At 71.2% G+C, this 26686-nt stretch carries 19 protein-coding genes; 9 read left to right on the top strand and 10 right to left on the bottom strand.

The genetic code is table 11. The features are described 5' to 3' along the window. Positions 1-126: 126 nt before the first annotated feature. The 6 genes from ACFULQ_RS26255 to ACFULQ_RS26230 form a co-directional block, all read right to left on the bottom strand. Positions 127-936: a siderophore-interacting protein gene (locus tag ACFULQ_RS26255; protein ID WP_383547902.1), complete on the bottom strand. Its 810-nt coding sequence runs from the start codon at positions 934-936 to the stop codon at positions 127-129. 93 nt (positions 937-1029) lie between these two features. Further along, positions 1030-2076, bottom strand: a complete 1047-nt coding sequence (locus ACFULQ_RS26250; protein ID WP_383547900.1) for an ABC transporter substrate-binding protein — start codon at positions 2074-2076, stop codon at positions 1030-1032. Between the two features lie 134 nt (positions 2077-2210). After that, complete coding sequence (locus ACFULQ_RS26245; protein WP_383547897.1) at positions 2211-3371, bottom strand: acyl-CoA dehydrogenase family protein; 1161 nt, start codon at positions 3369-3371, stop codon at positions 2211-2213. A 7-nt stretch (positions 3372-3378) separates the two neighbouring features. Next, entirely contained in the window at positions 3379-4299 is a 921-nt protein-coding gene (locus ACFULQ_RS26240) for a hydroxymethylglutaryl-CoA lyase (protein WP_383547894.1), read from the bottom strand. Then, positions 4296-6212 (bottom strand): acetyl/propionyl/methylcrotonyl-CoA carboxylase subunit alpha, encoded by a 1917-nt coding sequence (locus ACFULQ_RS26235; RefSeq protein WP_383547892.1) that lies wholly within the window; start codon positions 6210-6212, stop codon positions 4296-4298. Before ACFULQ_RS26235 ends, ACFULQ_RS26240 begins: the two co-directional genes overlap by 4 nt. Positions 6213-6218: 6 nt before the next feature. Further along, a complete protein-coding gene (locus tag ACFULQ_RS26230; RefSeq protein ID WP_383547890.1) occupies positions 6219-7835 on the bottom strand; it encodes a carboxyl transferase domain-containing protein in 1617 nt (538 codons plus the stop codon). A gap of 97 nt (positions 7836-7932) precedes the next feature. Here ACFULQ_RS26230 and ACFULQ_RS26225 point away from each other — a divergent pair, with 97 nt between their 5' ends. From ACFULQ_RS26225 to ACFULQ_RS26215, 3 genes are all read left to right on the top strand, one after another. Continuing rightward, entirely contained in the window at positions 7933-8526 is a 594-nt protein-coding gene (locus ACFULQ_RS26225) for a TetR/AcrR family transcriptional regulator (RefSeq protein ID WP_383547888.1), read from the top strand. A 106-nt stretch (positions 8527-8632) separates the two neighbouring features. Continuing rightward, positions 8633-9790 carry an acyl-CoA dehydrogenase family protein gene (locus tag ACFULQ_RS26220; RefSeq protein ID WP_381331733.1) on the top strand — a complete coding sequence of 386 codons (1158 nt, stop codon included), beginning with the start codon at positions 8633-8635 and terminating at the stop codon, positions 9788-9790. 35 nt (positions 9791-9825) lie between these two features. Further along, positions 9826-10692, top strand: a complete 867-nt coding sequence (locus tag ACFULQ_RS26215) for an acyl-CoA thioesterase (protein WP_383547885.1) — start codon at positions 9826-9828, stop codon at positions 10690-10692. Positions 10693-10767: 75 nt separating this feature from the next. On the opposite strand, the gene ACFULQ_RS26210 is transcribed toward ACFULQ_RS26215, so the two are convergent. Then, positions 10768-11556 carry a phosphatase gene (locus ACFULQ_RS26210; protein ID WP_383547882.1) on the bottom strand — a complete coding sequence of 263 codons (789 nt, stop codon included), beginning with the start codon at positions 11554-11556 and terminating at the stop codon, positions 10768-10770. A 70-nt stretch (positions 11557-11626) separates the two neighbouring features. Then, positions 11627-13093, bottom strand: a complete 1467-nt coding sequence (locus ACFULQ_RS26205) for a PucR family transcriptional regulator ligand-binding domain-containing protein (RefSeq protein ID WP_383547880.1) — start codon at positions 13091-13093, stop codon at positions 11627-11629. Positions 13094-13213: 120 nt separating this feature from the next. Here ACFULQ_RS26205 and ACFULQ_RS26200 point away from each other — a divergent pair, with 120 nt between their 5' ends. Genes ACFULQ_RS26200 through ACFULQ_RS26190 form a run of 3 tightly spaced genes read left to right on the top strand, consistent with a single transcriptional unit; the run spans position 13214 to position 17345 of the window. After that, positions 13214-14662 (top strand): sodium:solute symporter, encoded by a 1449-nt coding sequence (locus tag ACFULQ_RS26200; protein WP_383547877.1) that lies wholly within the window; start codon positions 13214-13216, stop codon positions 14660-14662. A gap of 35 nt (positions 14663-14697) precedes the next feature. Then, positions 14698-15666, top strand: a complete 969-nt coding sequence (gene speB / locus ACFULQ_RS26195; RefSeq protein WP_383547874.1) for an agmatinase — start codon at positions 14698-14700, stop codon at positions 15664-15666. Beyond that, positions 15663-17345, top strand: coding sequence for a thiamine pyrophosphate-binding protein (locus ACFULQ_RS26190; protein WP_383547872.1), 1683 nt, complete (start codon positions 15663-15665; stop codon positions 17343-17345). The genes speB and ACFULQ_RS26190 overlap by 4 nt, the downstream gene beginning before the upstream one ends. Positions 17346-17358: 13 nt before the next feature. Here ACFULQ_RS26190 and ACFULQ_RS26185 read toward each other — a convergent pair whose 3' ends face one another. Both ACFULQ_RS26185 and ACFULQ_RS26180 read right to left on the bottom strand, forming a co-directional pair. Next, positions 17359-18165 (bottom strand): endonuclease I family protein, encoded by an 807-nt coding sequence (locus tag ACFULQ_RS26185; protein ID WP_383547869.1) that lies wholly within the window; start codon positions 18163-18165, stop codon positions 17359-17361. 186 nt (positions 18166-18351) lie between these two features. Then, positions 18352-20571 (bottom strand): glycosyltransferase family 39 protein, encoded by a 2220-nt coding sequence (locus ACFULQ_RS26180; protein ID WP_383547867.1) that lies wholly within the window; start codon positions 20569-20571, stop codon positions 18352-18354. 143 nt (positions 20572-20714) lie between these two features. Here ACFULQ_RS26180 and ACFULQ_RS26175 point away from each other — a divergent pair, with 143 nt between their 5' ends. The 3 genes from ACFULQ_RS26175 (at position 20715) to ACFULQ_RS26165 (ending at position 26648) form a co-directional block, all read left to right on the top strand. After that, positions 20715-21557 (top strand): serine hydrolase, encoded by an 843-nt coding sequence (locus ACFULQ_RS26175; protein WP_383547865.1) that lies wholly within the window; start codon positions 20715-20717, stop codon positions 21555-21557. Between the two features lie 234 nt (positions 21558-21791). Beyond that, positions 21792-22826 (top strand): esterase-like activity of phytase family protein, encoded by a 1035-nt coding sequence (locus ACFULQ_RS26170; protein WP_383547862.1) that lies wholly within the window; start codon positions 21792-21794, stop codon positions 22824-22826. A 117-nt stretch (positions 22827-22943) separates the two neighbouring features. Beyond that, positions 22944-26648: an ABC transporter ATP-binding protein gene (locus ACFULQ_RS26165; protein WP_383547860.1), complete on the top strand. Its 3705-nt coding sequence runs from the start codon at positions 22944-22946 to the stop codon at positions 26646-26648. Positions 26649-26686 lie beyond the last annotated feature (38 nt).

The raw sequence follows: 26686 nt of genomic DNA, 5'->3' as shown, positions 1-26686 counted from the left end.
GGACGATCCGTGCGGGACGGGGGCAGGAGCGGGGGTAGTGTTCCCGGCTTCAACTTAGGTAAGCCTAACCTAACTAGTCACGCGCGAAACCCGCCCCTGCCGTGACCGCCGTCACGTCGACGGGGGTCATTCGGCCGCGCGCAACTGCTCCTCGGTCATGCCGAGCCGCCAGTACCCCACGAAGGTGACCCGCCGCCGGTCGATCCCGCGCTCGCGCACGAAATGCCGGCGCAGCTCCTTCACGCACCCGGACTCGCCCGCGATCCAGACGTACGGCCGCTCGGCGGGCGGCAGTTGGGCCTCCCGGACGACACCGAGCGCCTTCTCCCCGACGAGCCAGGTGATCTCGGCGTCCGCCTCGGTCGCCAGATCCTGGATGTCCCCGGCGTCGTGCACCTCCAGCCAGACCCGGGCCCGCTGACCGGCGGGAAGGGCTTCGAGGATCGCGGAGACGGCGGGCAGCGCGGTCTCGTCGCCCCACAGCAGCATGAGATCGGTGTCGGCGGGCGGCCGGAACCGAATGGCCCGGTTGTCGGCGATGGCGGGCCCGAGCAACTGGACCCTGTCCCCGGCACAGGCGCGTGCGGCCCACCGGGACGCGGGCCCGGCGGGCTCATGCAGCACGAAGTCGATGTCGATCTCGTCGGGTTCGCGGCGCAGACCCCGCAGGGTGTACGACCGCATCACCGCCCGTACGTCATCGGGCTGCTCCCGCCAGGCCTGCCACCACCCGTCCCCGAGCTCCACGGGAACCCCGGGCTCGTCCCGCCCTTCGGCGGGGAGGAAGAGCGACAGCGACTGATCGTGCCCGTGTGAGTGGAATGCGATCAGGTCGTCGCCAGTGAAGGTGACGCGGACCAAGGACGGACCAAGCCGCCTCGTCCGTGCCACTTGGAGGGAGAAGAAGCGGAACGGGGCGGCTACGGCCGTAGTCATCGGTTAACTCCTGAATCGACGTCAGGTACGCCTACCTGGGGGCGCGGGGAACTGCGCGACCAGCCACAACGGACCGGCAGCCAAGTACGCGCCCTAACTGACCTTCTTCGCGGTCTCAATCGCCTCCGCGAGGTTCTCCACCATCGCCACACACTTGTCGTACGACAGGATCGGCTCGGGGGAACGAGCGATGACCTGCCCGGCCTTGACCGCCGGCAGCTTCTTCCAGGTCGCCTCGGTGATGTCGGCCGGCTGAATCGTCGCCGTACGGTCGTCCATCATGATGATGTCGGCCTTGTACTTGTCGACGTTCTCCCAGCTGAGCGACTCGTACCAACCGCCGGAGGCCTTCAGCACGGACGCCGACGGCTCCACGAAGTTCACGCCGAGCGCCTTGAAGTACTCCAGGTCGATGGAGAGGTTGGAGCCGGAGACGTAGAAGACGTCCTGCGCGGCGGACCCGGCGAGCACCTTGATGTCGGGGTGGGCCTTGGCGGCCGCCCGCAGCCGCTCCGACGCCGTTTCGAACCGCTTCTTCGCGTCGGTGACCTTCGCCGCCGTCATGTCCGCGCCGAGGGACTCGGCCAGCTCCCACACCTTCTGGAGCGGCGCGGTGATCTGACGGTCGTACACGGAGATGCCGACGCTCGGCGCCAGCTTGGCGATCTTGGACGCGGAGGCCGCCGGGACGTACCAGAGGGTGCCGGCGCTGTCGAACATCGTGGTGATGAGGACCTCGGGCCCGAAGGCCGCGTACTCCTCGACGTTGAACTGGTCCCAGACGTTGCCGAAGACCGTCAGCTTGCTGACGTCCATGTCGCCGGCCTGGACGTCGGCCTTGCCGTCCTTGGTCTTGGTGGGGCCGAAGACGCCCTTGACCTCGATGCCGTAGTCGTGGAGCGCGGCCGCGACGCCGGTGAAGGCGACGATCTTGGTCGGGACCTTGTCCAGCTTCACGGTCGTGCCGCGGTCGTCCTTGAAGGACCAGGGGCCGGACTTGGCCGCCGTGGTCTCTTTGCCCGCGCCCGTCGCGCTGGAGTCGTCGTCTCCGCAGGCTGCGAGCACGGCACCGAGGCCGAGGGCGCCACCCGCGGCGAGGATGCCGCGGCGGGTGAGGTGGGCGACTCTTGCGTTGGACATGTGTGGCTGCTTTCGAACGGGGCGAAGCGCCCGCCGGACAAGTTGGAAGGTAGGTTAGCCTAACCTCACAAGATGTCCAGAGGGCGGGGGCCTCGCCCCGTCGTCCGGGCGGTGGGTGCCCGGTGGGTCGTGGTCTAGCCCGCCAGCCCCAACTCCCTTGCGATCAGCATCCTTTGGACCTCGCTCGTGCCCTCCCCGATCTCCAGGATCTTGGAGTCGCGCCACATCCGGGCCACCGGGTACTCGTTCATGAAGCCGTAGCCGCCGTGGATCTGGGTGGCGTCCCGGGCGTTGTCCACGGCGATCGTGGAGGAGTACAGCTTGGCGAGGGCCGCCTCCTTCTTGAAGGGCTCGCCGGCCACCAGCCGCGAGGCCGCGTCCCGCCAGGCGAGCCGGGCGGTGTGGGCCTTCATCTCCATGTCGGCGACCTTGAACTGGATCGCCTGGTTGGCGCCGATGGGCCTGCCGAACGCCTCCCGCTCCTTCGCGTACTTCACGGACTCGTCCACACAGCCCTGGGCGAGCCCGGTCGCGAGCGCCGCGATGGCGATCCGGCCCTCGTCGAGGATCCGCAGGAACTGGGCGTAGCCGCGGCCCTGTTCGCCCAGCAGGTTGGCCGCCGGGACGCGGACGTCGGAGAAGGACAGCTCACGGGTGTCCGAGGCGTTCCAGCCGACCTTCGAGTACGGTGCCGCGACCGTGAAGCCGGGGGTGCCCGAGGGGACGATGATCGAGGAGATCAGCGGCTTGCCGTCGGGCTTGCGGCCGGTGACCGCGGTGACGGTGACCAACCCCGTGATGTCGGTACCGGAGTTGGTGATGAAGCACTTGGTGCCGTTGATGACCCACTCGTCGGTGTCGGGGTCGAGGCGGGCCGTCGTCCGGGTCGCCCCGGCGTCGCTGCCGCCGTCCGGCTCGGTCAGGCCGAAGGCGCCCAGGATCTCGCCCGAGCACAGCCGGGGCAGCCACTCGCGCTTCTGCTCCTCGGTGCCGAACAGGTGCAGCGGCATGGCGCCCAGGGAGACGCCGGCCTCCAGGGTGATCGCCACCGACGAGTCCACGCGCGCGAGTTCCTCAAGGGCGAGGCCGAGCGCCAGGTAGTCGCCGCCCATCCCGCCGTACTCCTCGGGGAACGGCAGCCCGAACAGGCCCATGCGGCCCATCTCTCGGACGATCTCGTAGGGGAACTCGTGGTGCTCGTAGTACTCGCCGATCTTCGGCGCCACTACGTCATGGGCGAACTCCTCGACGGTACGGCGGAGTTCTTCCAGCTCGGGGGAGAGGCGGTGGTCCATCGGGGGTTCACTCCTGGTGGGAGAGGGCGCGGACGGTGCGGGACGGGCTGGGTCGGCCCAGGTGTTCGGCCATCCAGACGCTGGTGGCGACAAGACGGCCGAGGTCGACGCCGGTGTCGATGCCGAGGCCCTGAAGCATCCACACGAGGTCTTCGGTGGCGAGGTTGCCGGTGGCGGACTTGGCGTAGGGGCAGCCGCCGAGGCCGCCCGCGGAGGCGTCCACGGTGGTGACGCCGTGCTGGAGGGCGGCGTAGGTGTTGGCGAGGGCCTGGCCGTAGGTGTCGTGGAAGTGCACGCCCACCTTCTCGACCGGCACGTCGAGCTCGGTGAGCAGCGCGCGTACGTGGCCCGGGGTCGCCACCCCGATGGTGTCGCCGAGGCTCAGTTCGTCGCAGCCCATGTCGAGCAGGGCGCGGCAGACCTTGACGACCTGGGGGACCGGGACCGCGCCCTCCCAGGGGTCGCCGAAGCACATCGACAGATAGCCGCGCACGTGCACGCCCTCGGCCTTGGCCCGGCCGACGACCGGTTCGAACATCGCCAGTGCCTCGTCGACCGTGCGGTTGAGGTTGGCCTTGGCGAAGGACTCGGTGGCGCTGGCGAACACGGCGACGCGGCGGGCTCCGAGGGCCAGCGCGCGGTCCAGGCCGCGTTCGTTCGGGACGAGGACCGGCAGATCCACGGGCAGGTCGCTGACCTGTGGGAACAGCTGCTCCGCGTCCGCGAGTTGGGGCACCCACTTCGGGTGGACGAAGCTCGTCGCCTCGATGGTGGTCAGCCCGGCCTCGGCGAGGCGGCGCACGAACTCCGCCTTCACCTCCGTCGGCACGGTCGACTTCTCGTTCTGGAGGCCGTCACGGGCGCCGACCTCGTGGATGCGGACGCGGGTGGGCAGACCGGCTTCGGGGACCGTCATGGGCAGGGTCACCGCGCCACCTCCTCAAGGGGTGCGATCACGGCCAGCACCTGGTCCATGGCGACCGTGGTGCCCGGCGTGACGTCCAGTTCGGCGACCGTGCCGGCGTGCGGGGCGGAGATGACGTGCTCCATCTTCATCGCCTCGACGACGAGCAGACTCTGCCCCGCGGCCACCTCGTCCCCGACGGCGACCTTCACGACGGTCACCGTGCCGGGCATGGGCGCGGTGAGCGAGTCGGCGCCGGCGTGGGCGGCCCGGGTGAGGGACGCGGCCACCGGGTCGTGGTCCCGCACCTGCCAGGCGTCGCCGTCGCGGCCGATCCAGTCGGCGGCGCGGTGGAAGGTGTGCCGGACGCCGTCGAGGGTGACGGTGACCTGGTCGTCGGTGACGGTGTGGGTGCCGCGCGGCACGTACTCGACCGGGTCCTGCACCCGCAGATGGAAGCCGACGGGCTTCGGAGTGCCCCCCATCCGCCACCCGCTCGGCACCGAGAACGGATCCGTCCAGCCGCCGCCTTCCGGCTGCAACTGCGCGAGCCGTACGGCCGCCGCCGCCTCGTACACCTCGTCCGGTACGTCGGTGGGGACCAGCTCGTCCACCACCCGCTCCACGAGCCCGGTGTCCAACTCGCCCTTCACCACGTCCGGATGGGCGAGGAGCCGGCGCAGGAACCCGGCGTTGGTCTGCACGCCCAGGGTCACCGTCTCCGCGAGGGCCGCCCTCAGCTTCCTGAGCGCGGTCTCCCGGTCGGGGCCGTACGCGATGACCTTGGACAGCATCGGGTCGTACAGGCTGCCGACCTCGGTGCCCTCGCTGAGCCCGGAGTCGGTGCGGACGCCGTCGCCCCGGGGCTCGCGCAGCCTCACCACGGTGCCGCCGGACGGCAGGAAGCCGCGCGCGGGGTCCTCCGCGCAGATGCGGGCCTCGATCGCGTGTCCGGTCAGTGCGATGTCCTCCTGGCCGAAGGCGAGCCGCTCGCCCGCCGCGACCCTCAGCTGCCACTCCACCAGGTCCAGGCCGGTGACGAGTTCGGTGACCGGGTGCTCCACCTGGAGGCGGGTGTTCATCTCCATGAAGTAGTACGAGGACGGGTCGTCGCCCGGCACGATGAACTCCACGGTGCCCGCGCCCCGGTAGCCGCAGGAGCGGGCCGCCTCCACCGCCGCCTCGCCCATGGACGCGCGCGTGGCCTCGTCCAGCAGGACGCTGGGCGCCTCCTCGACGACCTTCTGGTGCCGCCGCTGGAGCGAGCACTCGCGTTCGCCGAGGTGGATCACGTTTCCGTGGCCGTCCGCCAGCACCTGGATCTCGATGTGCCGGGGCCGGTCCACCCACCGCTCCACGAGCAGCGTGTCGTCGCCGAAGGAGGCGCGGGCCTCCCGGCGGGCGGCGGCGATCTCCTCCTCCAGGACGGTGAGGTCCCGCACCAGCCGCATGCCCTTGCCGCCGCCGCCCGCGCTGGGCTTCAGGAGCACGGGGGCGCCCAACGCGCGCGCTGCCTCGACCAGTTCGGGGTCACGGCCGCCGGGGACGACCGGCACCCCGGCCGCCTGGACCGTCTCCTTGGCGCGGATCTTGTCGCCCATCAACGCGATGGCGTCCGCGGGAGGCCCGATGAAGACCAGCCCGGCATCCCCGCAGGCACGCGCGAAGGCCGCGTTCTCCGCGAGGAAGCCGTAGCCGGGGTGGACGGCCTGGGCGCCGGTGCGGGCTGCCGCCTCCAGGAGCCGCTCGGCGGACAGATAGCTCTCCGCGGCCGGCGCCGCACCGAGCCGTACGGCGGTGTCGGCCTCCCTGACGTGCCGTGCGTCGGCGTCCGCGTCGGAGAAGACGGCGACCGAGCGCACGCCCAGCGCGCGGAGGGTGCGGATGACGCGGACCGCGATCTCGCCCCGGTTGGCGACAAGCACTGTGTCAAACATGGGTCCTCACATCCGGAAGACGCCGAACTGGGGGTCGCCCAGCGGCGCGTTGGCGCATGCGGTCAGGGCAAGTCCGAGCACCTGACGGGTGTCGAGCGGGTCGATGACCCCGTCGTCCCAGAGGCGGGCGGTCGCGTAGTAGGCGTTGCCCTGGCGCTCGTACTGGGCGCGGATCGGGTCCTTGAAGGTCTCCTCGTCCTCGGTGGGCCAGGCCTCCCCGCGGGACTCCAGCTGGTCCCGCTTGACGGTCGCGAGGACGGAGGCGGCCTGTTCGCCGCCCATGACGGAGATCTTGGCGTTGGGCCACATCCACAGGAAGCGGGGGGAGTAGGCCCGGCCGCACATGGAGTAGTTGCCCGCGCCGTAGGAACCGCCCACCACCACGGTCAGCTTGGGCACGCGTGTGCAGGCGACCGCGGTGACCATCTTGGCGCCGTGCTTGGCGATGCCGCCCGCCTCGTAGTCCTTGCCGACCATGAAGCCCGAGATGTTCTGGAGGAAGAGCAGCGGGATGCCGCGCTGGTCGCACAGCTCGATGAAGTGGGCGCCCTTCTGGGCGGACTCGGAGAACAGGATGCCGTTGTTGCCGATGATCCCGACCGGGTGCCCCTGGATCCGGGCGAAGCCGGTGACGAGGGTCTGCCCGAACTCGGCCTTGAACTCGGCGAACCGGGAGCCGTCGGTGATGCGCGCGATGATCTCGCGGACGTCGTAGGGGGTGCGGGAGTCCACCGGCACCGCGCCGTAGAGGCCGTAGGGGTCGACCTTGGGCTCCACCGCGGGCTCGACGGACCAGGGCAGCGGCCCGCGCGCGGGCAGCGTGGCGGCGATGTTCCGCACGATCCTCAGCGCGTGGGCGTCGTCCTCGGCGAGGTGGTCGGTGACGCCCGACACGCGTGCGTGCACCTCGCCGCCGCCGAGCTCCTCCGCGGTGACGACCTCACCGGTGGCGGCCTTCACCAGCGGGGGGCCGCCGAGGAAGATCGTGCCCTGGTTGCGGACGATCACGGCCTCGTCGCTCATGGCGGGGACGTACGCGCCCCCCGCCGTGCAGGACCCGAGGACCGCCGCGATCTGCGGGATGCCCGCGCCGGACATCCGGGCCTGGTTGTAGAAGATCCGCCCGAAGTGCTCGCGGTCCGGGAAGACCTCGTCCTGCATGGGCAGGAAGGCGCCGCCGGAGTCCACCAGGTAGATGCAGGGCAGCCGGTTGTCGAGGGCGACCTCCTGGGCGCGCAGGTGCTTCTTCACCGTCATCGGGTAGTACGTGCCGCCCTTGACGGTGGCGTCATTGGCGACGACCACGCACTCGCGCCCGCTCACCCGCCCGATCCCGGCGATGACCCCGGCCGCCGGGGCCTGTCCTTCGTACATCCCGTCGGCGGCGAGCGGAGCCAGCTCCAGGAAGGGCGAGCCGGGGTCGAGCAGGGTGTCCACCCGGTCCCTCGGCAACAGCTTCCCGCGCGCGGTGTGCCGCTCGCGCGCCCGCTCCCCGCCGCCCAGCCGGGCAGCGGCGAGCTTGTCGCGCAGCTCGTCCACGAGGGCCCGGTGGGCCTCCTCGTTGGCCTTCCAGGCCGCCGACGCGGGGTCCGCCGCGCTCGTCAGCTCGGGTGCCTGATCCATGTCCCGCGGTCCCCTCACCCAGTGATCGCCTGTTAATGAGCGTTAACCATTTCCTTCAGGTTAACGACCGCTAACCTCCCTGTCTAGAATTGCCTCCATGGCCACCAGAACCGACGCCCCCACCCGCCGCGAGCAGATCCTCAAGGAGGCCGCGCGGCTCTTCGCCGAGCGTGGGTTCCACGGCGTGGGCGTGGACGAGATAGGCGCCGCGGTCGGCATCAGCGGCCCCGGCCTCTACCGCCACTTCGCGGGCAAGGACGCGATGCTCGCGGAGCTGCTGGTGGGCATCAGCGGCCAGCTCCTGACCGGCGGCAAGAGGCGGGTCGCCGAGTCCGGCGGCGGCGACCCCGAGGCGCTGCTCGACTCCCTGATCGAGGGCCACATCGACTTCGCCCTCGACGACCGCCCCCTCATCACCCTGCACGACCGCGAGCTGGACCGCCTGCGCGACAGCGACCGCAAGCTGGTCCGCCAGCTCCAGCGGCAGTACGTCGAGCTGTGGGTGGAGGTCCTGCGCGAGGTCTACCCCGGCCTCCTGGAGCCGGCGGCCCGCTCGGCCGTGCACTCCGTCTTCGGCCTCCTGAACTCCACCCCGCACCTGGGCCGCCCGGGTTCCCTGCCGGGACGCGCGGCCACGGCCGCCTTGCTGCACCGGATGGCGCGGGGCGCCTTCGCGGCCGCGGCGGCGTGACGAGCGTTACGGGATCACCTCTGGACGCCCTTCCCTACCCGCCGGTACGGTTGATCTGAGCAAGCGCTTAGACATGCACTCTTTCAGTCAGGTGGAGGTGGCGGCGGTGCGCCGTACTGTGTTCAACGAGGACCACGAGGCGTTCCGGGAGACCCTGCGCGCCTTCATCGAGGCCGAGGTCGTCCCCGTCTACGACGAGTGGTTCGCGGCCGGCCAGGCGCCGCGCGACTTCTACTACAAGCTCGCCGAGCTCGGCATCTTCGGCATCCGCGTGGACGAGGAGTACGGCGGCGCCGGCATCGACTCGTACAAGTTCGAGGCCGTGATGTACGAGGAGACCTCGCGCGCGGGTGTCCAGTTCGGCGGCTCCGGAGTGCACGTCCTGCTGGGTCTGCCGTACATCAAGATGCTCGCCACCGACGAGCAGAAGAAGCGCTTCCTGCCGAAGTTCGTCTCCGCCGAGGAGATGTGGGCTCTCGCGATGACCGAGCCGGGCACCGGCTCCGACCTCGCGGGCATGAAGACCACCGCCAAGCTCTCCGAGGACGGCACGCACTACGTCCTCAACGGCGCCAAGACCTTCATCACCGGCGGTGTGCACGCCGACCGCGTGATCGTGGCCGCCCGCACCTCCCCGTCCTCCGCCGAGGACCGCCGCTTCGGCATCTCCCTGTTCGCCGTGGACACCAAGTCCGAGGGCTACTCGGTCGGCCGCAAGCTGGACAAGCTGGGCCTGAAGACCTCCGACACCGCCGAGCTCGCATTCGTCGACGTCAAGGTGCCCGTCGAGGACCTCCTGGGCGAGGAGAACAAGGGCTTCTACTACCTCGGCCACAACCTCGCCTCCGAGCGCTGGGGCATCGCCTTCGGTGCCTACGCGCAGGCCAAGGCCGCCGTCCGGTTCGCCAAGCAGTACGTCCAGGAGCGCACCGTCTTCGGCAAGCCGGTCGCGTCCTTCCAGAACACCAAGTTCGAGCTGGCCGCCTGCCAGGCCGAGGTCGACGCGGCCGAGGCCGTGGTGGACCGCGCGCTCGAAGCCCTCGACGCCGGTGAGCTCACCCCCGCCGAGGCCGCCAGCGCCAAGCTGTTCGCCACCGAGGTCGCCCACCGCGTCATCGACCGCTGCCTCCAGCTGCACGGCGGCTACGGCTTCATGAACGAGTACCCGATCGCCCGCCTGTACGCGGACAACCGCGTCAACCGCATCTACGGCGGCACCAACGAGATCATGAAGTCGATCATCGCGAAGGACATGGGCCTGTAAGCCGCGCGCAATTACTGCCCGGTACAACTGACTCCATGAGCCAGGCACTCCAGGATCTCCTCGATCTGCTCGACCTTGAGCAGATCGAGGAGAACATCTTCCGCGGCGACTCCCGCCCCGCCGTCGTCCCCCGCGTCTTCGGCGGGCAGGTCGCGGCCCAGGCGCTGGTCGCCGCGGGGCGGACGGTCCCCGAGGACCGGCTCGCCCACTCCCTGCACGCGTACTTCCTGCGTCCCGGCGACCCGGGCGCCCCGATCGTCTACACGGTCGACCGGATGAACGACGGCCGCTCCTTCACCGCCCGCCGTGTGCTCGCGGTCCAGCACGGCCAGCCGATCTTCGCCCTCTCCGCGTCCTTCCAGCGCCAGGAGGAGGGCTTCGACCACCAGGCTGCCATGCCGGCCGCCCCCGACCCGGCGACCCTGCCCACCTCGGCCGACCGGCTGCGCGGCTACGACCACCTGGACCCGGGGGTCGTGGAGCGGTTCCTGGAGGCGCGTGAGGCGATCGACCTGCGTTATGTGGAGGAGCCGCCGTACGGGAAGTTCGGCGAGCCCCGCGAACCGCACTCCCAGGTCTGGTTCCGCACCAACGGCAAGCTGACCGACGACCCCCTCCTGCACGTCGTCCTCGCCACCTACGTCTCCGACATGACGCTCCTCGACTCGATCCTCCTCGCGCACGGGCGCGGCGGCTGGGCGGTCGGTGACGTCGTAGGAGCCTCGCTGGACCACGCGATGTGGTTCCACCGCCCCTTCCGCGCCGACGAGTGGCTCCTGTACGACCAGGAGTCCCCGTCGGCCTCCGGCGGCCGCGGTCTCGGCCAGGCCCGCATCTACACCCAGGACGGCCGGCTGGCGATCTCGGTCATCCAGGAGGGCGTGGTGCGGGCGCCGAGGTGATCGGGGCTGCAACAGCCCCGTCCTACCGAGGTGATCGGGGCTGCCACAGCCCCGCCCTGCCGAGGTGACCCGGCCCTACTTCAGCCCCGCCTCGCTCAGCAGGTACGCCGTCATCGGGTCGTAGTAGCGCGGGCTCACCACGTGGTCGTCAAGGGGCACCGTCACCTGGACCGTGCCCTCCGACTCGCCCACGAAGAGCGCCGGGTCGTTGGAGTCGGCGTACCCGACGGAGTCCACACCGTGCTGGGCCGCGTAGCCCGCCCAGCCGTGGTCGGCGACGACCAGGTCAGGCAGCGGCCGGCCCTCGCGCTCCAGAGCCGTGAGGATGGCCTTCATCGGCTCGCCGGAGTGGGTGTGCCACAGCGTGGCGCCGTGCTCCAGGACCGCCACGTCCGCGAACTGCATCACGTACCCCTCGTCCGTCTGCAACCCGTCCGGGATGACCACGATCTCGCAGCCGGCCGACCGCAGCGCGGCGGCCGTGGCGTGGTGGACGTCGAGCAGCCCGCCGGGGTGGCCGGTCGCGAGGAGCACCCGCTGCTGCCCGTCCGCCGCCTTGCGCAGCCGGGCCGCCATCCGCTCCAGACCGCCCACGGTCAGCTCCGGGTCGATGGTGTCCTGGCCGTACCGGTACTCCGGATCGTCGTTGACCCCCACCCGCTCCGCCATCACCGCGAGCACGTCCTGCTCGTCGCTCCAGCGGTCGCCGAGCTCGAGACCGAGCCAGTAGTGGCGGTTGCCGTTCGCCAGCTGGCGGTAGTGGGAGAGGTTGTTCTCACGCGGGGTGGCGACCTCGCCCGCGATACGGGTCTTCACAAGGTGGTCGACGAGCTCGGCGCGGCTGGGTGTCCCGGGTATCGGCATGTCTCCCATTCTGATGCACTCCTTCACGGGACCGCCGCGCGTCCCGCACGCTGGGACACGGGTCACGCGATCACGGTCGCCGCAGCGCGAACCACAGCTCCATCCGTACGTCCGGGTCGTCCAGATCCGCCTCCAGCAGCGCCGCGCACTTCGCGATCCGCTGCCGCACGGTGTTGCGGTGCACGTCCAGGGCGACCGCCGTACGGTCCCAGCTGCCGTGCAGGGACAGCCAGGCGCGCAGGGTCTCGGTGAGGGCGGGGGCGTCGCCGAGGCGGCCCAGCAGGGCCTGGGCGTGCGCCTCGGCGTCCGCCTCCGGCACCAGGTCGGCGAGGGCGGGCCGGGACCCGTACCGGACCAGCTCGGCGCGGACCGCCCGGGCGCGGGCCAGCGCCCGGCCCGCCTGGACGTCGGCGCGGGCCCAGTGCGCCGGCCCGGCCACGGCACTGACCCCGAGCGTCCACCCCGGCTGCGGGCCCGGTTCCCGCTCGGCGGGCAGCAGCACGCGTACGACATCCCGCGCCACGTCGATCAGCGGCGACCCGAGCGCGGCGCCGAGGGCCGAGGCGGCGACGGGGTCGGGCGCGGCGGGGCCGTCCGGGCGGGCGTGCACGACGATCCACTCCGCGGCGCCCAGGAGCGGGGCCACCTCCTCGGCCGGCGCCCCCAGCAGCACCCGCACCAGGGCGGACGACCGCGCCGCCCCCGACCCGCTCTGATGCTCACCGGTGAGCAACGACAGCAGCACGGCGGCGACCGAGGCGATGGTGTGGTCCCCGGGTTCACGGCGGGCCGCGGCGACCCCGAGCACGAAGCCGTGCCCGGCACCGAGGGCGTAGGCGGCGAGGTGCGTGCCGGCCGTGGCGTGGGTGGCGGAGTTCGGCGTGCCGGGGCCCGACGGGCGTACGACCTGGGCGAGCTCGGCCAGCGCCGTCCGGGCGGCCGGCTCGGCCGGTCGCCCCGCGGCCGCCAGCTCCGCCCCGTCGGGCCCGAAGAGCACCGCCCGGCCACCCACCCGCTGCGCCAGCTGCCGCAGCACGGACGGTACCGGGTCCGGCCGGGACGCGGCGGCGGCCAGACTCTGCTGGGCCTCCGTCACCCGGCGGAGCTCGGCGTGCCGGGCCTGGGCCATCAGCTGCCAGACCGCGCGGGCCACGCCGGAGAAGGTGGTCCGGGGCGGGACCTCGATCAGGGGCAGCTCGTAGGTGTCGCAGGCCGCGACCAGGGCCCGTGGGACGGTGTCGTGCACGGGGGCGAGGCCGAAGCCGAGGGCCGCGCCGCCCGCCGCGACGATCCTCGCCACGTAGTCGTCGAAGTACGTCCCGGAGCCCACCGCGTCCGGAATGTGCACCCCGGCCGTCAGCAGCAGCTCACCGCCCAGCAGATACGGGTACGGGTCCGCCATCTCCGAGGTGTGGGCCCAGTGGATCATCGTGGCCGGATCCGAGGGCCCCGCGATCTGCCGCAGCGCCAGGTCCTCGCGGGCCAGCAGGGCGGCCAGCGGGACCGGTGGGGTGGGTGGGACAGCCGGGTCCGACATGGTGGACGTTCCCTCCATCCAGTGCGGCTCGAATGGATGAAACGTACACTTCGCAGTCGCTTTCCGGCCACCTACTGTCGACGCAGACCGGCAGGCACGGATCGGCAGAAGGAGGGCCCCATGGCCGTCGACTACACAGTCATCGTCGTCTACTTGGCCGGCATGCTGGCCATGGGCTGGTGGGGCATGCGCCGCGCCAAGTCCAAGAGCGAGTTCCTGGTCGCGGGGCGCCGCCTCGGCCCCGCGATGTACTCCGGCACCATGGCGGCGATCGTCCTCGGCGGCGCGTCCACCATCGGCGGGGTCGGCCTGGGCTACCAGTACGGCCTCTCCGGCGCCTGGATGGTCTTCACCATCGGCCTCGGCCTGCTGGCCCTGTCCGTCTTCTTCTCCGCCCGCATCGCCCGCCTCAAGGTCTACACCGTCTCCGAGATGCTCGATCTCCGCTACGGCGGCCGGGCCGGGATCATCTCCGGCGTGGTCATGTGGGCGTACACCCTGATGCTCGCGGTCACCTCGACCATCGCCTACGCCACGATCTTCGACGTCCTCTTCGACATGAACCGGACCCTCGCGATCATCCTGGGCGGCTCGATCGTCGTCGCCTACTCCACCCTCGGCGGCATGTGGTCCATCACCCTCACCGACATGGTGCAGTTCGTCGTCAAGACGATCGGCGTGCTGCTCCTTCTCCTGCCCATCGCCGTCGTCAAGGCCGGCGGCTTCAGCGAGATGAAGGCGAAGCTGCCCACCGAGTACTTCGACCCGCTGGGCATCGGCGGCGAGACGATCTTCACCTACGTGCTGATCTACACCTTCGGCATGCTCATCGGTCAGGACATCTGGCAGCGCGTCTTCACCGCCCGCAGCGACACCACCGCCAAGTGGGGCGGCACGGTCGCCGGCACCTACTGTCTCGCCTACGCCCTCGCCGGCGCCGTCATCGGCACCGCCGCCAAGGTCCTCTACCCGAACCTCGCCAACGCCGACGACGCCTTCGCGACCATCGTCAAGGACGAACTCCCCGTCGGCGTCAGGGGCCTGGTGCTGGCCGCCGCGCTCGCCGCCGTCATGTCGACGTCCTCCGGCGCGCTGATCGCCTGCGCGACCGTCGCCAACAACGACATCTGGTCGCGGCTGCGGGGACGGACCGCCGAGGGCGAACACGACGAGGTGCAGGGCAACCGCGCCTTCATCCTCGTCATGGGCATCGCCGTCATCGCCACGGCCATCGCCCTCAACAACGTCGTCGAGGCGCTGACGGTGGCCTACAACCTCCTCGTCGGCGGCCTCCTCGTCCCGATCCTCGGCGGCCTGCTGTGGAAGCGCGGCACCGCCCAGGGCGCCCTCGCCGCCGTGGCCGTCGGCGGTCTCGCCGTGATCGGCCTGATGGCGGGCTACGGCATCCTGGCCAACGAGCCCGTGTACTACGGCCTGCTGGCCTCCCTGGTCGTCTACGTCGCCGTATCCCTGGCGACCCCGGCGACCGACACCGCCGTACTGGAGGCCTGGCGCGAGCGACTCGCCGGGCGCGGCGGGGTTCCCGAGCCGGTCCCGGCACCCCGGTAGACCGAACGCACAGCACAGAAGGAAGGCATACGACCATGAGCTCACCCGAGACCCCCCGCGGCCCCGTCGACTCCTCCCGCATCCCGCGCTACGCCGGGCCCGCGACCTTCGCCCGGCTGCCGCGCCTCGACGAGGTCGGCAGGGCCGACGTCGCCGTGGTCGGGGTGCCGTTCGACTCGGGGGTCTCCTACCGGCCGGGCGCCCGCTTCGGCGGCAACGCGATCCGCGAGGCGTCCCGGCTGCTCAGGCCGTACAACCCGGCGCAGGACGCCTCCCCGTTCGCGCTGGCGCAGGTGGCGGACGGGGGCGACATCGCCGTGAACCCGTTCAACATCAACGAGGCCGTCGAGACCGTCGAGGCGGCGGCGGACGAGCTGCTGGGGACCGGCGCCCGCCTGATGACCCTCGGCGGCGACCACACCATCGCGCTCCCGCTGCTCAGGTCCGTCGCGAAGAAGCACGGCCCGGTCGCCCTGCTGCACTTCGACGCCCACCTCGACACCTGGGACACGTACTTCGGCGCGGAGTACACCCACGGGACGCCGTTCCGCCGGGCGGTGGAGGAGGGCATCCTCGACACCTCCGCCCTCTCCCACGTCGGCACCCGTGGCCCGCTCTACGGCAAGCAGGACCTCACCGACGACGAGAAGATGGGCTTCGGCATCGTCACCTCGGCGGACATCTACCGCCGCGGGGCCGACGAGGTCGCCGACCAGCTGCGGCAGCGCATCGGGGACCGGCCGCTGTACATCTCCATCGACATCGACTGCCTGGACCCGGCGCACGCCCCCGGCACCGGCACCCCCGAGGCGGGCGGCATGACCTCCCGCGAGCTGCTGGAGATCCTGCGCGGTCTGGCATCGTGCAACCTGGTGTCGGCGGACGTCGTCGAGGTGGCCCCCGCGTACGACCACGCGGAGATCACCTCGGTGGCGGCCTCCCACACCGCCTACGAACTGACCACGATCATGTCCCGCCAGATTGCAGAGGCCCGCGCGCAGTGACTCACGACCACGACCTGGTGCTCCGTCCGACCGAGGCGCAGATCTCGGCGGCTCTGAACCCGCCTCCCGGCCGCAACGGCGGAGACCTGGTCGTGGAGACCCTGGCCGGGCTGGGCGCGACCACCGTCTTCGGCCTGCCCGGCCAGCACGCGCTCGGCATGTTCGACGCGCTGCGCCGCTCCGACCTGCGCTACATCGGCCTGCGGGTGGAGAACAACGCGGGCTTCGCGGCGGACGCGTACGGCCGGATCACGGGGGAGGCGGCCCCGCTGCTGCTGTCGACGGGACCGGGCGCGCTGACGTCCCTGGCCGCGCTCCAGGAGGCGGCCGCGGCCTCCGCCCCCGTCCTGGCGATCAGCAGCCAGATCCCGACCGCGGGCCTCGGCGGCGGCCGGCACGGCTATCTGCACGAACTCCCCGACCAGTCCGCCTCCTTCCGGGGCGTGGTGAAGTCGGTCCACACCGTGCGCACCCAGTCCCAGATCCCCTCCGCGATCGAGGCGGCCTGGAAGTCGGCGCTGACGGCTCCGCACGGGCCGGTGTGGGTGGAGATCCCGCAGGACGTGCTGCTCGCGAAGACGTCGATCCCGGTGGTGACATGCGGCGACGCCTTCCCCGAGGAACTGCCCCCGCGCCCCGAACTCACGGCAGTGGCGGCCGACTTGCTCTCCCGCGCCGAGCGCCCGGCGATCATCGCGGGCGGGGGAGTCGTACGGTCCGACGCCTCGGGCAAGCTGCGGCAGCTGGCGGAGACGCTCCAGGCGCCCGTGGTCACGACCCCCGGCGGCAAGGGGGCGTTCCCCTGGAACCACCCCCTGTCCTTGCAGTCCTGGATCGAGGACCGGCACACCACGGACTTCCTGGAGGACGCGGACGTCCTCCTGGTGGTGGGCTCGGGGCTGGGTGAACTGTCCTCGAACTACCACACGTTCAAGCCGCGCGGCCGGGTGATCCAGATCGAGGCGGACCTCGGCAAGCTGGAGGCCAACCATCCGGCGCTGGGCATCCACGCGGACGCGCGCCTCGCGTTGCAGGCGCTGCTGGAGACGGTGTCCCCGAGGTCGGACGCCCAGGCGCCGGAGCGGGTCCGGGAGGTGCTGGCGCGGGTCGCGGAGCGGATCGCCGCGCAGGAACTGACCCTGGAACAGGAGCTGTTGGCGTCGGTCCGCAGGGCCCTGCCCGCCTCGTCCCCGTCCTTCTGGGACATGACGATCCTCGCGTACTGGGCCTGGTCGGCGTTCGACGCGAAGGGTCCGAACCTCCTGCACTCCGCGCAGGGCGCCGGCGGCCTCGGCTACGGCTTCCCGGCGGCGCTGGGCGCGGCGGTGGCCGACCCCTCCCGCCCGGTCCTGGCGGTCTCGGGGGACGGCGGCGCCCTGTACTCCATCGCCGAGCTGGCGACGGCCCGCCAGTACGACCTGAACGTCACCTGGCTGATCGTCGACGACGGCGGCTACGGCATCCTGCGCGAGTACATGACCGACGCCTTCGGCCAGGCCACGGCGACGGAACTGTCCCGCCCCGACTACGTGGCCCTGGCCGAGTCCTTCGGCGTCCCGGGGGTGCGTACGACCCCTGAGACCCTGTCGGACGACCTGTCGAAGGCACTGGCCTCACCCGGGCCCTCGGTGGTCGTCCTCCCGGCGGTGCTGCGGATGTTCGCACCCACGCACCTGTAGCCGGGCGGCGCTCCTACCAGATCGCCTCGACCCACTCCGGGTGGTCGATGAACGGGTTGCGGTTGTGCTGGTAGGTGTCGTAGATGACCTGGTTGCGCTTCTCCTCGAAGGCGCTGGGCGGGTCCGCCTCGTTCCAGGCCTTGAGGACGGCGAGCTTGCCCATGTACGGGTTGGAGCCGTTGCCCACCTTCTCGTTGGGCTCCAGGTCGGCGAAGCCGTCGTCGCCCTCGTAGCGCACCGCCATGTAGAGGATCATGCGGGCCACGTCACCCCGGTCCGCTGCGCGCGGCGCGAAGGAGTCCGAGTCGACGGTGGAGCCGCCGCCGTTGGTGACGGCACTGCCGCCGTTGTCGAAGTCGAGGTTGCCGCGGGTGCTGTTGACCTGGACGTCGCAGGCGCGCAGGTGGTGCAGGTCGGTGCCCGGGCCGACCACCTCGCCGAAGTCGCCGTGCGACTTGGCCCAGGTGTGCTCACGGTTCCAGTCGCCGACGTCACCGCCGTTGAGGGACTTGCTGCGGGAGACACCGCTGTACAGCAGGAGCACGTTGCTGCTGTTGTTCGGGTCCTCGTCGGTGACCTTGAGGGCGTTCCAGACGGCGGAGTACGAGATCTTCGTGACGTTGGCGCTGATGATCGTGTGCAGGGACGACTTGAGGCTCGTCCCCGTCTTGCCGATCGCGTTCTTGTAGTACGTCGAGTCGTACGCGGTCGTCGTGGCGGCGGCCGGGGTCGAGGTCACGACCGGCGCGGCGAGCCCGACCAGCACGGCGGCGGTGGTGAGCGCCACCGACTTCCAGCTGCGGAGGTGTGTCGCCAGCATAAAGGGGGTCCCATCTACGCGGGTTGAACGGAGGCGGCAGATGGGAGCGTGACATGTGCATGCGGCTCTGTAAATGGATGGCGCGTGTCCATTCGGTGACCTGAAACGGCAAATCGCCCCTTGTCTACGCGAGTTGACACGCGAAACGGCCCCCGACCGGTCTGGACGGGGGCCGTTGAGTGATCGTCAGCCGACGTCGGAGGCGTCCAGGCGGTAGATCGTCGAGGTGCTGCTCGATGAGGAACCGCTCGTGCTGTAGTCGCTCGCCTTCACCGCCGTGCCGTTCTTCTGCACCCAGCTGGTGATCTCCTGGTTCAGGCTGCTGTTGCCGCCCATGCCACCGCCGCCCAGCTGGATGTAGTGCAGCTCGCCCTTCTTCACCAGTTCCTTGAGCCTGGCCAGGGTCATCGCCTGGTCGGTGCCGGTGAAGCCCCACATGGAGATGACCGGCTTGTGGGTGCTGAGGATCAGCTGGCCCGCGCTCTGCGAATTGGACACCGCGAGCAGCCACTTGGCGCCGTCCTGGTGCTTCTCCAGGTACGAGATCAGCGCGCTGTCGACGTTGCCGCCCATGCCGCCGCCCATGCCACCACCGGGGCCGCCGCTCATGCCGCCGGCGCCGCCGGGAGCCGTGTCGCCGCCCGGAGCCGTGCCGCCGCCCGGCATCTCGCCGCCGCCCGGGAAGCCGTTCGTGCCGCCGCCCTGCGGCAGCTCACCGGTGCCACCGCCCTGCGGCAGCTCACCGTTGCCGCCGCCGGGCTGTGTCTGGCCGTTGCCGGCGCCCGGGAGCTCCCCGTTCGCCTGGCCGCCCTGCTGGGTACCGCCCGGCCCGCCGCCGAAGCCGCCCCGGCCGCCACCGCCCCCGGGGCCGCCCATGCCGCCGCCGGTCGAGGGACCCGCCGTCGGGTTGGTGCCGCCCATGCCGCCGGTGGTGGCGGAGAAGGCCGGTGAGGCCGCGTACGCCGTCGGACCCGCCAGGGCCGCCACGACCGCCGCCGCGACGGACACCCCCAGCAGCCGGAGCCGCGTCCCCGAGCCCGCCGTACGGAAGACGAACAGACCCGCGATCGCCAGGACCATGAGGACCCCGACCGTCGGCCACAGCCAGGTGTTCCAGCCGGTGGCCCGGCGCAGCAGCACGATCGCCCAGATGCCGGTGACCGCGAGACCGGCCGGCAGGACCCAGGACCAGCGGGCGTCACCGCTGCGGAAGGCGCGCCACAGCATCACGCCGCCCGCGCCGGTCAGCGCCGCGATGCCGGGGGCGAGCGCGGTCGTGTAGTACGGGTGCATGGTGCCCTCGGCCATCGCGAAGGTCAGGTAGTGCAGCACCAGCCAGCCGCCCCACAGGACGAGCGCGGCCCGGGCCGGGTCGGTGCGCGGGGCGCGGCCGCGCAGCACCAGGCCCGCGACGAGCGCGAGGAAGGCGAAGGGGATCAGCCAGGAGATCTGGCCGCCGAGGATGTCGTTGAACATCCGGCCGATGCCCGCGGTCCCGGCGAAGGTGCCGCCTCCGCCGCCTCCGCCGCCGTTGCCCTCGCCGCCGAGGACCCGGCCGAGGCCGTTGTAGCCCATGATCAGGTTCCAGGCGGAGCCGTCGGTCGAACCGCCGATGTAGGGACGGTCGTCGGCCGGGACGAGCGAGACCGCCGTCGCCCACCAGAAGCTGGCGACCGCCAACGCCACCGCCGCGAGGGCCAGGTTGAGGACCTTCTTCTTCCAGCCGAGCTTCGAGGCGTACACGTACACCGCGAAGACGGCCGGGAGGGCGATGTAGCCCTGGAGCATCTTGGTGTTGAAGGCGAGCCCGAACAGGACGGCGGAGCCGATCAGCGGGAGCAGCCGGTCGGTGCGCACCGCGCGCAGCGCGAGGGCCGCGCCGCCGACCATCAGCAGGACGAGGATGGTGTCGGGGTTGTTGTCCCGGTTGATCGCGACGGTGATCGGGGTGAGGGCGAGGACGAGCGCGGCGATGGTCGCCGCCACGTGCCCGAAGTACCGCTTCACGGAGGAGTGCAGGATCCAGATCGTGCCGAGGGCGGCCGCGATCTCGGGCGCCATCATCTGCCAGGTGCCGAAGCCGAACACCCGGCAGGACAGCCCCATGACCATCAGCGCGAACGGCGGCTTGTCGACGGTGAGGAAGTTCCCCGCGTCGAGCGACCCGAAGAACCAGGCCTTCCAGCTCTGCGTACCGCTGTAGATCGCCGCGCTGTAGAAGCTGTTGAGGCTGCTGCCGCTCAGGTTCCAGCCGTACAGGACGCCGGTCAGGGCCAGGATCGCGAGCAGCGCGGGCAGCGACCAGCGCGGGGCCCTGTCCGGGGGCGCCGGCGCGGGTGGGGCCGGCGGCGGCCAGTCGGCGGACACGGTCTCGGGGTGGGGGTGGGGATCGGTGGCAGATGTCACTCCGGCATGGTGCAGAGGCGGTGTGGGTGAGGGCTGTGGTGTACCTGGCGCTTTCCTGTGAAACCGCATAGGGCGCGGTAACGGCTCGTACAACGATTCCCCATGCGTACAACCATTCGCCCCCGCCCGAGAGTCAATTGGGCATGACACGGGGGATATTCAGACATACGAAATGGATCGCGGCCGGTGCGCTGGCCGCCTGCGTCGCGGCCGCCACTCCGGCCGCCGCGGCCACGACACCGGCCGTCAGCTGTACGTCCGCGAGGGCGGGCCTCGCCGACAAGCTGAAGCGGGACATCACGGCCGCCGTCTCCAACCGCTCCGGCACGATCGCCGTCGGCCTCTACGACCGTACGACCAAGACCACGTGCACGCTCCGCTCCTCCACCGCCTACGACTCCGCGAGCGTGGTCAAGGTGACCGTCCTCGCCACGCTGCTGTGGGACGCGAAGAAGCACAACCGGTATCTGACCGACCGTGAGAGCACCCTCGCCAAGGCCATGATCACCAAGTCGGACAACGACGCCACCAGCAAGCTGTGGCGGCAGCTCGGCCTGACGAAGATCAAGGGCTTCCTGAGCGCGGCCGGGATGAACCAGACCAAGCCCGGCGCGAACGGCTACTGGGGTCTGACCCAGATCACCGTCACCGACGAGCAGAAGCTGCTCAAGCTGGTCACCGCGAAGAACTCCGTCCTGAGCGACAACTCCCGTGCCTACATACTGAAGTTGATGGGCCAGGTCATCTCGTCGCAGCGCTGGGGCACGCCGTACGGCCGCCCCTCGGGGGTCTCCTGGCACGTCAAGAACGGCTGGCTCCAGCGCTCCACGCACGGCTGGCGGGTGCACAGCGTCGGCACCTTCAAGGGCGGCGGCCACGACTACATGATCACGGTCCTCACCCACGGCAACAGCACCATGAACTACGGCATCACCACGATCCAGGGCGTCGCGAAGACCATCCACAAGGACCTCGCGGCAAGCTGACCTGACGCCTGCCGGCCTCCCGCACGTCCGTGCCGCCCCACGGCGGCGCCCGTGCGGGGCGCCTACAGGGGTGCCGGGGCGGGTCGTCGGGCGGGTGCGGGTGCGGGTGCGTTGCGACTGGTCGCGCCCACGCGGCGGAGCCGCACATGGATAGGGCCCCGCGCCCCTAGGGAGGTGCCGGTCCTTCATGGCGTGGACTCCCGGGCGTCACCGACCCGCCCTACGGTGACGCGCATGCAGCTGAGAACCGTACTCGCCACCGGTACCGCGGCCCTGGTGGCGGCGGCCTGTCTCACCGTGGCAGGGCCCGCCGCCGCCTCCGCGACGGAACCGGTGAGCCACGCCTGTTCCCCCGCCGTCTCCCTCGACCGTTTCTCCGACGCGCTCGACAAGACGACGTACGACGGCACCTTCGTCGGCAATTTCTCCGCCCTCGCGCTGGACCGGGACGGCTCCCTCGCCGCCCTCTCCGACCGCTCCGCCCTCTTCGACCTGGACGCGAGGACCCTCGCGCCGAGCAAGGTCGTCCCGCTCGCCGACGAGAGGGGCGCCGCGCTGGACTCCGAGGGGCTGGTGATCGACAGGGACGGCACCCGGCTGATCACCTCCGAGACCGAGCCGTCGATCCGCCGCTACAGCGTGGACGGCAGCATCCTCGACCGGCTCCCCGTCCCCGCCTCCCTCCAGGTCGCCCCGGCGGGCCGCGCCACCTCCAACCAGACCTTCGAGGGCCTGACCCTCCTCCACGGCGGCCGCACCCTGCTCGCCTCCATGGAGTACGCCCTCTCCGGCGACACGGCCGGCATCGTCCGCTTCCAGACCTGGACCCGGACCAAGGACAACCACTTCAGGCCCTCCGCCCAGTACGCCTACCGCACCGACGCCCCCTTCCTCGGCGTCCCCGAGGTCCAGTCCCTCCCCGACGGCCGCCTCCTCGTTCTGGAACGCGGCTTCACCTCGGGCGTCGGCAACACGGTCCGCCTCTATCTGGCCGACCCCCGCCACGCCACGGACACGGCGGACATCGAGAACCTCACCGGCCAGGACGACGTACGCCTGATCAGGAAGACCCTGCTCACGGACATCGCCACCTGCCCGACCCTCGGCGCCACGGCGAAGCAGCCCCAGCCGAACCCCCTCCTGGACAACATCGAGGGCATGGTGGTCACGGGCCGGGCGAAGGGCCGTCTGGAGGTCCTGCTGGTCAGCGACGACAACCAGAACGCGGTACAGACGACCCGCTTCTACCACCTGCGCGTACGCGTCTGACCCGTTGTGTTGCGAAGGATTGTTGCGGAGGGATGAAATCCGCTTCGGCCCGCGTTGGTGTCTTCCGGTAGATCAGGACTGTAGATGCAGGACTTCTGAGCGACGGAGGACACCCGCGTGGATCCGCAACGGGGATGGGCACGACGACTGGCCGGATACGCCTGGCGGTATCCGAAGGACGTCGTACTCGCCCTCGGCTCCTCCCTCGGCGGCATGGCCGTCATGGCGATCGTCCCGCTGATCACCAAGGTGATCATCGACGACGTGATCGGCGACCACACCCGGGACATGGCCCCCTGGGCCGGCGCCCTGATCGCCGCCGCCGTCCTCGTCTACGTCCTCACCTACATCCGCCGCTACTACGGCGGCCGCCTCGCGCTCGACGTCCAGCACGACCTCCGCACGGAGATGTTCGGCACCATCACCCGCCTCGACGGCCGCCGCCAGGACGAGCTGTCCACGGGCCAGGTCGTGGGCCGGGCCACCAGCGACCTCCAGCTGATCCAGGGCCTGCTCTTCATGCTCCCGATGACGATCGGCAACTTCGCGCTCTTCGTGATCTCCCTGGTCGTGATGGCCTGGCTGTCGATCCCGCTCACCCTGGTCGCCCTGGCGGTCGCCCCGGCCCTGTGGTGGATCGCCAGGCGCTCCCGTTCCAGGCTGCACCCTGCCACCTGGTACGCCCAGGCCCAGGCGGCCGCCGTCGCGGGCGTGGTCGACGGCGCCGTCAGCGGTGTCCGCGTGGTCAAGGGCTTCGGCCAGGAGGACCAGGAGACCGGGAAGCTCCGGGAGGTCGGCCGCCGCCTCTTCGCGGGCCGGCTGCGCACGATCCGCTTCAACTCGAAGTACACCCCGGCCCTCCAGGCCGTCCCCGCCCTCGGCCAGGTCGCGATGCTCGCGCTCGGCGGCTGGCTCGCGGTCCGCGGCCACATCACCCTGGGCACCTTCGTCGCCTTCTCCACCTACCTCGCCCAGCTCGTCGGCCCGGTCCGCATGCTCGCCATGGTCCTCACCTTCGGCCAGCAGGCCCGCGCCGGCACCGAGCGCGTCCTGGAGCTGATCGACACCGAGCCGTACCTCAAGGACGGCGCCAAGGAACTGCCCGCCGACGCGCCGGCCACGGTCGAGTTCGACGACGTGTCCTTCGGCTACGAGGACGGCCGCAAGGTCCTCGACGGCCTGTCCTTCGAGATCCGCCCCGGCGAGACCCTCGCGGTCGTCGGCTCCTCCGGCTCCGGGAAGTCGACGGTCTCCCTCCTGCTCCCGCGCTTCTACGACGTCACCCACGGCGCGGTCCTCATCGGCGGCCACGACGTCCGCGAGCTCACCCTGGACTCCCTGCGGGCCGCGATCGGCCTGGTCCCCGAGGACTCCTTCCTGTTCTCGGACACGGTCCGGAACAACATCGCGTACGGCCGTCCCGAGGCGACCCAGGAGGAGATCGAGCAGGCCGCCCGCGCCGCCCAGGCGGACCGTTTCATCGCCGAGCTCCCCGAGGGCTACGACACCAAGGTCGGCGAGCACGGCCTGACCCTCTCCGGAGGCCAGCGCCAGCGGGTCGCGCTCGCCCGGGCGATCCTCACCGACCCCCGCCTGCTCGTCCTCGACGACGCCACCTCCGCCGTGGACGCCCAGGTCGAGCACGAGATCCACGAGGCGCTCAAGCAGGTCATGGAGGGCCGCACCACCCTCCTCATCGCGCACCGCCGCTCCACCCTGAACCTCGCCGACCGCATCGCCGTCCTGGAGAACGGCCGCCTCGCCGACGTGGGCACCCACGCGGAGCTGGAGAAGCGCTCCGCCCTCTACCGCCGCCTCCTCACCGACCCCGACGGCCTCGGCGGGGTCTCCCCGGGCCACGCCCGGCCGGTCGCCGTCCAGGAGGACACCTCCGTCCGCGAGGAGCTGGACGCCGAGTTCGACGCCGAGCGCGGGGTGACGCCCCGGCTGTGGACCGGTGACCGGGAGCCGAAGGACACGGCACTCGCCGGGACCCCGGCCACGCCCGAACTCCTCGCCGAGGTCGAGGCGCTGCCCCCGGCGACCGACACCCCGGACATCGACGAGGCCCGCGCGGTCACGCCCGAGGAGTCGTACGGGCTACGACGGCTGCTGCGCGGCTTCGGCCGCCCGCTGCTGGTCAGCCTGGGCCTGGTCGCGGTGGACGCCGGGATGGGCCTGCTGCTGCCGGTGATGATCCGGCACGGCATCGACGACGGCGTCACCCGGATGGCGACGGCCGCGATCTGGACGGCGACGCTGCTCGCCCTGCTCTCGGTGCTAGTCCAGTGGGCCGCGCAGATCGGCGAGACCCGGATGACCGGACGCACCGGCGAGCGGGTCCTGTACTCCCTGCGCCTGAAGATCTTCGCCCAGCTCCAGCGGCTCGGACTCGACTACTACGAGCGGGAGTTGACGGGCCGGATCATGACGAGGATGACGACGGACGTCGACGCCCTGTCGACCTTCCTCCAGACCGGCCTGGTCACCGCGTTCGTCTCGGTCGTCACCTTCTTCGGCATCATGGTCGCCCTGCTGGTGATCGACGTACAGCTGGCGCTGGTCGTCTTCGCGACGCTGCCGCCGCTGATCGTCGCCACGTACTTCTTCCGCAAGGCGAGCGTGAAGGCGTACGAACTCGCCCGTGAGCGTGTCTCGTTGGTCAACGCGGACCTCCAGGAGTCGGTGTCCGGGCTGAGGATCGTGCAGGCGTTCCGGCGCGAGGGCGACGGCGGCCGCCGGTTCGCGGAGCGCAGCGACAGCTACCGCCGGGCCCGCACCCGGGGTCAGTGGCTGATCTCGATCTACTTCCCCTTCGTGCAGCTGCTGTCCTCCGTCGCCGCGGCGGCCGTGCTGATCGCGGGCGCGGGACGGGTGGACGCGGCGACCCTGACGACCGGCGCGCTGGTCGCCTACCTGCTCTACATCGACCTGTTCTTCGCCCCGGTGCAGCAGCTCTCCCAGGTCTTCGACGGCTACCAGCAGGCGACGGTCTCCCTCGGCCGCATCCAGGAGCTGCTCCGGGAACCGACGTCCACGAAGGCGGCCGAGGAGCCGCTGGAGGTGCTCTCGCTGCGGGGCGAAGTCGCCTTCGACAACGTGCACTTCGCGTACGGCGACGACGAAGAGGCGCTGGGCGGGATCGACTTGAAGATCCCGGCCGGCCAGACGGTCGCGTTCGTCGGCGAGACCGGCGCGGGCAAGTCCACGCTGGTCAAGCTGGTGGCCCGGTTCTACGACCCGACGGGCGGCCGGGTGACGGTCGACGGCACCGACCTGCGCTCCCTCGACCTCACCTCCTACCGCCACCGCCTCGGCGTGGTCCCGCAGGAGGCGTACCTCTTCCAGGGCACGATCCGGGACGCCATCGCCTACGGCCGCCCGGACGCCACCGACGCCGAGGTCGAGGCGGCGGCCCGCGCGGTCGGCGCCCACGAGATGATCGCCACGCTGGAGGGCGGCTACCTCCACGAGGTCGCCGAGCGGGGCCGCAACCTCTCGGCGGGCCAGCGCCAGCTGATCGCCCTGGCCCGGGCGGAACTCGTCGACCCCGACATCCTCCTCCTCGACGAGGCCACGGCAGCCCTCGACCTGGCCACCGAGGCCCAGGTCAACCAGGCCACCGACCGCCTCGCAGGCCGCCGCACCACCCTCGTGGTCGCCCACCGCCTCACCACAGCGGCCCGAGCCGACCGAGTGGTGGTCATGGACCACGGCCGAGTCGTCGAGGACGGCACCCACGACGAGTTGCTCGGGCTGGAGGGCCGGTACGCCGAGCTGTGGCGGACGTTCGTGGGGGAGCCCGTCGAGGTCGTTCGCTGACGGTCGTGCAACCGTGCGACACATGTCGTGCGTCCGTA

The sequence above is a fragment of the Streptomyces sp. NPDC057253 genome, assembly GCF_042669125.1.
GTDB lineage: Bacteria > Actinomycetota > Actinomycetes > Streptomycetales > Streptomycetaceae > Streptomyces.
The sequence above is the reverse complement of the archived record's forward strand: the minus strand, read 5'-3'. Positions and strand labels throughout refer to the sequence as shown.